The organism is Clostridium luticellarii (assembly GCF_002995845.1).
In the GTDB taxonomy this organism is placed as follows: Bacteria; Bacillota; Clostridia; order Clostridiales; family Clostridiaceae; genus Clostridium_B; species Clostridium_B luticellarii.
This window is the reverse complement of record NZ_PVXP01000105.1, coordinates 1-7,196: the sequence shown is the minus strand read 5'-3', so window position 1 is coordinate 7,196 and position 7,196 is coordinate 1. Positions and strand designations below refer to the sequence as shown.

Here is a 7,196-nt window from a genome sequence, read left to right as displayed (position 1 = left end):
AGATAATAGTCTATATTTATAAATATAGACTATTATCTATATAAGGAGGTGACTTTATGAATTTGGATTATGAATTAAATGCAAAAATATTCAAGGCACTATCAGATCAAAATAGATTAAAAATTATCGACATACTTTCCTGCGGTGAAAAATGTGCCTGTGATTTACTGGAAAATTTTGACTTTACGCAGCCCACTCTGTCACACCATATGAAAGTGCTTATAGACTGTAAACTTGTTAAATGTAGAAAAGAAGGGGTCTGGAGTCACTATTCCTTGGATAATACTAATGCAAATAAGCTGTTGCTGTTCCTGATGAATATTATGACAGACACTGATGAGTGTATCTGCAAAAAACAGGGCAGTGGCAAATGTGAAACTGATAATAAAAAATAAATTTATATGGAGGAGAGTTTATATGAAAAAGATGATAATTTTTGATCCGGCAATGTGCTGTTCTACAGGAGTATGCGGACCTTCTATAGATCCGGAGTTATTAAGGGTTTCTACTGTTATTAATACACTTCAAAAAAAAGGTATATTGGTTGAAAGGTACAATTTGACTGGCAATCCCCAAATATTTGTAGACAACAAAACGATTAATGAGGCATTGAATAAAGAAGGTACAGAAATACTTCCAGTAACTATGGTGGAGGGTGTAATAGTAAAGACAAAGGCATATCCAACAAATAAGGAATTTTGCGAATTACTGGGTATATCAGAAGATTATTTAAAAACTGGACTTAAGATAAAATCTAAAGGCTGTGATTGCGGAGGAAGGTGTTGCTGATGGTTAAAAGATTTAACCCTGACAGTATACATTTAACTAAATATTTGTTTTTTACAGGTAAAGGCGGCGTAGGCAAGACTTCTGCTGCTTGCGCCACTGCTGTTGCCCTTGCAGATCGGGGTGAAAAAATTATGCTTATCAGTACAGATCCAGCTTCCAATTTACAGGATGTGTTTGGCACGGATCTCGATAATAAGGGAGTTGAAATTAAAGACGTACCAAATTTGACAGTAGCAAACCTAAATCCTGAAAAAGCTGCTGCAGAGTACAGGGAAAGTGTAGTAGCTCCATATAAAGGCAAACTTCCAGAAACAGCCATTAAAAATATGCAAGAACAGCTTTCGGGTTCTTGTACTGTGGAAATAGCTGCTTTTAATGAATTTTCAACCTTTATTACTGATGAAAAAATTGAAGAAAAATTTGATCATATAATATTTGATACAGCCCCTACAGGGCATACACTGAGGATGCTTCAACTTCCTTCGGCCTGGAGTAATTTTATAGGAGAAAGCACTCATGGAGCTTCATGTTTAGGGCAGTTATCAGGACTTGAAGATAAAAAATCATTATATAAAAATGCAGTTGAAACTTTATCAGATGGAGCAAGAACTACTCTTGTTCTTGTATCAAGACCTCAAATTACGCCTCTTAAAGAAGCAGAAAGAGCATCTAAAGAATTAAGAGACATAGGCATAAATAATCAGATATTGATTATAAATGGCGTACTTGAAGTTCATGATGATAATATTTCAAATGCAATTTATTTAAAGCAGGAGAATGCTTTAAATAAATTACCTGAAAGTATAAAATCTATTGAAACTTATGAAATACCACTTAGGCCATACAATGTAACAGGAATTAAAAATATAAGAGCATTTTTAAAAAAAGATAATATTGAATATAAGGCTACAGAACTGAATGTAAATAAAATAAATAAGCTGAAAGATATAGTTGATGATCTGTATAATAATGATAAAAAAGTAATATTTACTATGGGAAAAGGCGGAGTAGGTAAAACGACAGTTGCAGCTGCCATTGCTCTTGGACTTTCAAAAAGAGGCAAAAAGGTTCATTTGACTACTACGGATCCAGCAGCACATTTAAAATTTGTCCTGGATAAAAATTACGGTATTACATTAAGCCATATTGATGAAAAAGAGGAACTTGAAAAATATAAAACAGAAGTATTAAGCAAGGCAAGGAAAACTATGGATGAAAGTGATATAGCATATATTGAAGAAGATTTAAGATCTCCATGTACACAGGAAATAGCTGTATTCAGGGCTTTTGCAGAAATAGTTGAGAAATCAAAGGATGAAGTTGTAGTGATAGATACAGCACCTACAGGTCATACCCTGCTATTACTGGATTCTACAGAAAGCTATAATAGAGAGATTAAGCGTTCAGAAGGCGATGTACCTCAATCTGTTAAAGATCTTTTACCCAAACTTAAAAATGCCGATGAGACGGAAGTTATTATTGTAACTTTGGCTGAGGATACTCCAGTTTATGAATCCATACGTCTTGAGGCAGATCTGGAACGTGCGGGAATTACAAGTAAGTGGTGGATTGTAAATTCCAGCATGTACGCAGCTGATACTACGAATAGTGTGCTTAAAGCTAAAGCAAGTAATGAAATACCATGGATAAACAAAGTCAATGAAATTTCCAACGGGAATTTTGCATTGATAAAATGGAAGGCAGAAGAAATTAAGGATGAAAAATTGTTTGATTTATAAAGCGGAACTGATCTCCTTACAAAAAATGTAAGAGGGTCAGTCCCTATGGAAATGGGAGGAATATATATGAAAAGTAAATCATCCAGGTTGTCATTGCTTGATCGTTATTTAACGCTTTGGATATTTCTTGCTATGTTTGCAGGAATCTTGCTTGGGTGGGGTGTGCCGGGTATATCAAAAGGATTATCCAGTTTATCCGTTGGCACTACATCCATTCCAATTGCCATAGGGCTTATTGTAATGATGTACCCGCCACTTGCCAAAGTAAACTATAAGGAACTTGGCAAGGTGTTTAGAAATCCTAAGGTATTATCCCTGTCACTTATTCAAAACTGGATAATAGGACCTATATTGATGTTTGCACTTGCAGTAATATTCTTACATGCTTATCCTGCATATATGACAGGTCTTATACTTATTGGACTTGCCAGGTGCATTGCAATGGTAATCATATGGAACAGTCTTGCAGATGGAGATACGGAATATGCAGCTGCACTGGTGGCATTTAACTCTATATTCCAGGTTATATTTTATTCAATATATGCCTATATATTCATAACTGTACTTCCAACCTGGTTTGGACTTACCGGTTATAGTGTAGATATTTCAATGGGAAAAATAGCTTCTTCCGTTGCAGTTTACCTTGGCATTCCTTTTGCACTTGGAATGCTAACCAGATTACTGCTGGAACCTAAAATGGGTACAGAATGGTATACAAAAAAATTTATTCCTAAAATAAGTCCACTGGCTTTGATAGCATTATTATTTACTATTGTTGTAATGTTTACTTTTAAAGGAAGGTATATTATAGAATTGCCTTTGGATGTAATTAGAATTGCCATACCACTTGTAATCTATTTTGCAGTTATGTTCTCAGTTTCATTTTTTATAAGTTACAAATCAGGTATAAACTATAAAAAGACAGCTACACTTTCATTTACGGCTGCAAGCAATAATTTTGAGCTTGCCATAGCTGTTGCAGTTGCTGTATTTGGCATAGAATCTAGAGAGGCTTTTACAGCAGTAATAGGACCATTGATTGAAGTGCCTGTGATGATAGGACTTGTAAATGTAGCACTACACTGGGGGAAAAAGTATTTTGCACTAAAAAGGTAGGAATTTTTAAGGGGGTATTGTTAATATGGAATGGAAATATAAAGTGTTTACGGTTGATCATTTTTTAAATTCACAAAGAAATTTAAGTATAGAAGAATTGTTAAATAACTATGGAAAAGATGGGTGGGAGTTAGTGGGAATTTTACAAAGTTTATGTAAAACATTAGGAAAACCATCTAAATTGGATAGTGATTTAATAGTGTTTAAAAAATCAGAATATAACTCATAATATAAAAATTTAGCATAGGAGGAAAAAGATGAAACCAAAAGTGGCTTTTATATGTGTCCATAACTCATGTAGATCACAGATGGCTGAAGCAATAGGAAGATTATATGGAAGTGAGGTATTTGATTCATACTCAGCTGGCACTGAAATCAAATCTGAAATAAATAAAGATGCAGTCAGAGTAATTAAAAAATTATATAACATTGATATAAGTGAAATTCAACATGTCAAGCTGATTGATGATTTACCTGAAATTGATATAGTAATAAAAATGGGATGTAATGTTGCATGTCCATTTTTACCATCCAAATATGAAGAGGACTGGGGGCTTGAAGATCCCACAGGAAAAAGTGACAAGGAATTTATTAAAACAGCTAAAATGATTGAGGAAAAAGTAAAAAATTTAATAAAGAGAATAGAAAATAAGGAAATTGAATTATAACAAATAATGAAAATAAAAAAGAGTGATTTTCACTCTTTTTTTATTATGTGCGTTCAGCAAAGCTGGGTCACAACAATTTATAACTATCTAATGATCCATTTTTTTAACTTGACAAGTAAAAAATAGAGATATACAATAAGTTGGTATTCTTAAAGTTAGAATTCTAACTACATGAAGGGTGATGTGTATGACATATGAAGAACTGCAAGAACTACACGAACTGTTGTTTAAAACCATGGGTTTGATCCATGAAAAATTTATCCGCCAATTTCCTAAAGAAAGTCGTCAGTATCAGGGAATTAAAAAAAATCACATCATGATCATAGGCTTTCTCTATCAGAATCATGTTCTTACTGCAACCCAAATTGCCAAAATGCTCAATATGGAAAAGGGTAGCTTAACTACTCTGATTGATCAATTGGAAAAGTTTGGACTAGTTATTCGGCATCATGATGCTAATGACCGCCGAAGAACTTTAATATCTCTTACAGATGCCGGAAAATCAGAGATAGAAGATATAATGAAAAGCTCCATTCAGTGTATAGACAAAATTTTAAGTAATTCGAAGCCTGAGGAGCTAATGAAATTTGTCGATAGTCTTAAATATATTATCCAGTTTATGGGAAAAATTAAGAAGGTGAATTGAAGAATGGATAACACAATGGAACTTAGAGATGGAAAAATTAGCAGTTTGCTGTGGAAGTTTTCCTGGCCAGCTGTTATTGCTATGTTGCTAAACTCTATATATAATATTATTGACCGTATATTTGTAGGCCGTGGGGTGGGTTCAATTGCTATTGCAGCTATAACCGTGGCCTTCCCAATTATGCTTATTCTTCTGGCTGTATCTGTTTTAATCGGTGTTGGAGCTACATCACTCATCTCCATTCGTCTGGGAGAAAAAAAACCAGAAGAAGCTGAAAAGATTGCGGGAAACGCCACATTATTGTTGATATTGCTGCCAATATGTATAAGTGTTGTTTATTTTCTTTTTACCGAGCCTATTCTGGGCTTTTTTGGAGCCAGTGCCAAAATTTTACCTTATGCCAAAGATTTTACCCACATTATAATGATGGCATCAGCTTTGAGTTCTATAAGTATGGGAATGGTCAATTTTATCAGAGCTGAAGGTAATCCTAAGATGGCCATGTATACCCAGGTAATCGGAACTGTAATCAATATAGTTTTGAATTATATTTTTGTAATAAAATTAGGCATTGGAATTAAGGGATCTGCGTTGGCAACTGTCTGCGGTCAGATATTTTCATCTATCTGGGTTTTAAGTTATTTCCTTTGGGGACCTAGTTTGCTGAAAATACGACTTAAGAATCTCAGATTGGAGAAAAATATAGTCATTGGTATTATGTCTATTGGATTTGCACCTTTTTCAATGCAATTGGCCAATAGTCTGCAAAATACCATTTTGAATAAAGCGCTAATGACCTATGGTGGAGATATGGCATTATCGGCCATGGGTATTGTTGGAAGCATAGCTACCCTAATGTTTATGCCTATTCTCGGTATCAGCCAAGGCGCCCAGCCCATTATCGGTTTTAACTATGGTGCCCAGCAGTTCAATAGAGTAAAAGAAGCTTTGAAAAAGGCGGTAATTGTTGCTACAATCATAGCAGTAGTAAGCACTGCAGTTGTGCATTTATGGCCCACTCAAATTGCCAACATGTTTAACAACAATAATATAGAACTAACCAGGCTCACTGCTCATGCAATGTCAATCTTTTTCATGATGTTCTTTGTCGCTGGCTTTCAAATTGTCTGCTCACAATACTTTCAGGCAGTCAACAAGCCGATTCAATCCACGATTTTGGGATTATCCAGACAATTACTGTTATTGGTTCCCCTATTGCTGATATTGCCGCGATTTTGGGGTATTGAAGGTGTATGGAGGACTCCGCCGATAGCCGATATTTTGTCTGCTTTCATAACTGGAATTCTTATCTTTATGGAAATGAAACGCATGAACAGAGAAAAGATGAATCAAAATTTTAATTTTGAAAAGGCTGTCCTTAAGGAGTAATATTCCTGTGATAGAGTAATTCCCTTATAAAGAAATATAAAAGTTATAGCCTGCGTATACTGGAATTAGTATCCAGTATATGGTTTGGCTGATGTCTTACATAAGAAGGAACTATGAATTAGAAAAATATTTTTTTAATGGCCAAAAACACAAATGGAACAATAGGTTACTCTGCTATTCCTTTTTTTGTATTTCTATTTAGAAATTTCATGGCAAGTTTTTCACGTAGTCCAGGGACATTGGTTGTCCTGTTTTCTTTTGATATTCTGTAAAACTCACATTTATAATTGATACGATCAAGTGCATCTTGTAAGAGAGCAATCTGTTTCTCAGTTTTTTCTTTTTGATGAATGAATAGATTATATCGCTGGTCAATTGTAGAATCTCCTTCTTCGCACCATTCAAAGAACTGTTTGATATCTTTAAGCGGCATACCTGTACTTTTTAAGCATTCTATCATTTTCAGGCATTCAAGATCTGTATCGTCAAATATCCTGATATTCCCAGAAGTTCTGTTGACAAGAGGAAGCAGTCCTTCTTTGTCGTAGTAACGCAAGGTTGATATGGGTATATTTAGTATTTCTGATATTTCTCCAATGGAATAAGTCATAAGGCACCTCCAAAAACTTACAAAAAAGTATTGACCTCAAGTTAAGTTTAGGTATTAGAATATATCTATCATAGTATATGAAAGAAGCTTATGCAAGTCTAAGTGTATTTAAGATCGTGTCAATTTACTGTAGGTTAAAAAAATACAGACTTTCCCTGTAACACATTTTAACCTACGCTCCCCTAAGTGCCTTGAGGATAATACCCAAACGCGTCTTTTTACCAATATTCAATACTTCT

9 protein-coding genes are annotated in these 7,196 nt (G+C 34.5%); 8 read left to right on the top strand and 1 reads right to left on the bottom strand.

What is annotated here, in order from left to right:
- Nucleotides 1-56 precede the first annotated feature (56 nt).
- The 8 genes from CLLU_RS17560 to CLLU_RS17525 all read left to right on the top strand — a co-directional run bounded on the left by CLLU_RS17560 (nt 57) and on the right by CLLU_RS17525 (nt 6,347).
- Nucleotides 57-395, top strand: a complete 339-nt coding sequence (locus CLLU_RS17560) for an ArsR/SmtB family transcription factor (RefSeq protein ID WP_106011063.1) — start codon at nt 57-59, stop codon at nt 393-395.
- 22 nt (nt 396-417) lie between these two features.
- Nucleotides 418-789, top strand: a complete 372-nt coding sequence (gene arsD / locus CLLU_RS17555; protein ID WP_106011062.1) for an arsenite efflux transporter metallochaperone ArsD — start codon at nt 418-420, stop codon at nt 787-789.
- Nucleotides 789-2,528 carry an arsenical pump-driving ATPase gene (gene arsA / locus CLLU_RS17550; protein WP_106011061.1) on the top strand — a complete coding sequence of 580 codons (1,740 nt, stop codon included), beginning with the start codon at nt 789-791 and terminating at the stop codon, nt 2,526-2,528. The genes arsD and arsA overlap by 1 nt, the downstream gene beginning before the upstream one ends.
- 66 nt (nt 2,529-2,594) lie before the next feature.
- Nucleotides 2,595-3,644 (top strand): ACR3 family arsenite efflux transporter, encoded by a 1,050-nt coding sequence (arsB, locus tag CLLU_RS17545; protein ID WP_106011064.1) that lies wholly within the window; start codon nt 2,595-2,597, stop codon nt 3,642-3,644.
- 25 nt (nt 3,645-3,669) lie between these two features.
- Nucleotides 3,670-3,873, top strand: a complete 204-nt coding sequence (locus tag CLLU_RS17540; RefSeq protein WP_106011060.1) for a DUF4177 domain-containing protein — start codon at nt 3,670-3,672, stop codon at nt 3,871-3,873.
- Nucleotides 3,874-3,901: 28 nt separating this feature from the next.
- Nucleotides 3,902-4,312, top strand: a complete 411-nt coding sequence (locus CLLU_RS17535; protein WP_106011059.1) for an arsenate reductase ArsC — start codon at nt 3,902-3,904, stop codon at nt 4,310-4,312.
- A gap of 187 nt (nt 4,313-4,499) precedes the next feature.
- Nucleotides 4,500-4,958, top strand: coding sequence for a MarR family winged helix-turn-helix transcriptional regulator (locus tag CLLU_RS17530; RefSeq protein ID WP_106011058.1), 459 nt, complete (start codon nt 4,500-4,502; stop codon nt 4,956-4,958).
- A 3-nt stretch (nt 4,959-4,961) separates the two neighbouring features.
- Entirely contained in the window at nt 4,962-6,347 is a 1,386-nt protein-coding gene (locus CLLU_RS17525; protein WP_106011057.1) for an MATE family efflux transporter, read from the top strand.
- Nucleotides 6,348-6,513: 166 nt separating this feature from the next.
- On the opposite strand, the gene CLLU_RS17520 is transcribed toward CLLU_RS17525, so the two are convergent.
- A complete protein-coding gene (locus CLLU_RS17520; RefSeq protein ID WP_106011056.1) occupies nt 6,514-6,957 on the bottom strand; it encodes a MerR family transcriptional regulator in 444 nt (147 codons plus the stop codon).
- Nucleotides 6,958-7,196: the final 239 nt, after the last annotated feature.

Coding starts and splice junctions, on each gene's coding strand:
- CLLU_RS17535 (WP_106011059.1), top strand. CDS start 3,902: ATGAAACCAAAAGTGGCTTTTATATGTGTCCATAACTCATGTAGATCA.
- arsD (WP_106011062.1), top strand. CDS start 418: ATGAAAAAGATGATAATTTTTGATCCGGCAATGTGCTGTTCTACAGGA.
- CLLU_RS17560 (WP_106011063.1), top strand. CDS start 57: ATGAATTTGGATTATGAATTAAATGCAAAAATATTCAAGGCACTATCA.
- CLLU_RS17540 (WP_106011060.1), top strand. CDS start 3,670: ATGGAATGGAAATATAAAGTGTTTACGGTTGATCATTTTTTAAATTCA.
- arsA (WP_106011061.1), top strand. CDS start 789: ATGGTTAAAAGATTTAACCCTGACAGTATACATTTAACTAAATATTTG.
- CLLU_RS17525 (WP_106011057.1), top strand. CDS start 4,962: ATGGATAACACAATGGAACTTAGAGATGGAAAAATTAGCAGTTTGCTG.
- CLLU_RS17530 (WP_106011058.1), top strand. CDS start 4,500: ATGACATATGAAGAACTGCAAGAACTACACGAACTGTTGTTTAAAACC.
- CLLU_RS17520 (WP_106011056.1), bottom strand. CDS start 6,957: ATGACTTATTCCATTGGAGAAATATCAGAAATACTAAATATACCCATA.
- arsB (WP_106011064.1), top strand. CDS start 2,595: ATGAAAAGTAAATCATCCAGGTTGTCATTGCTTGATCGTTATTTAACG.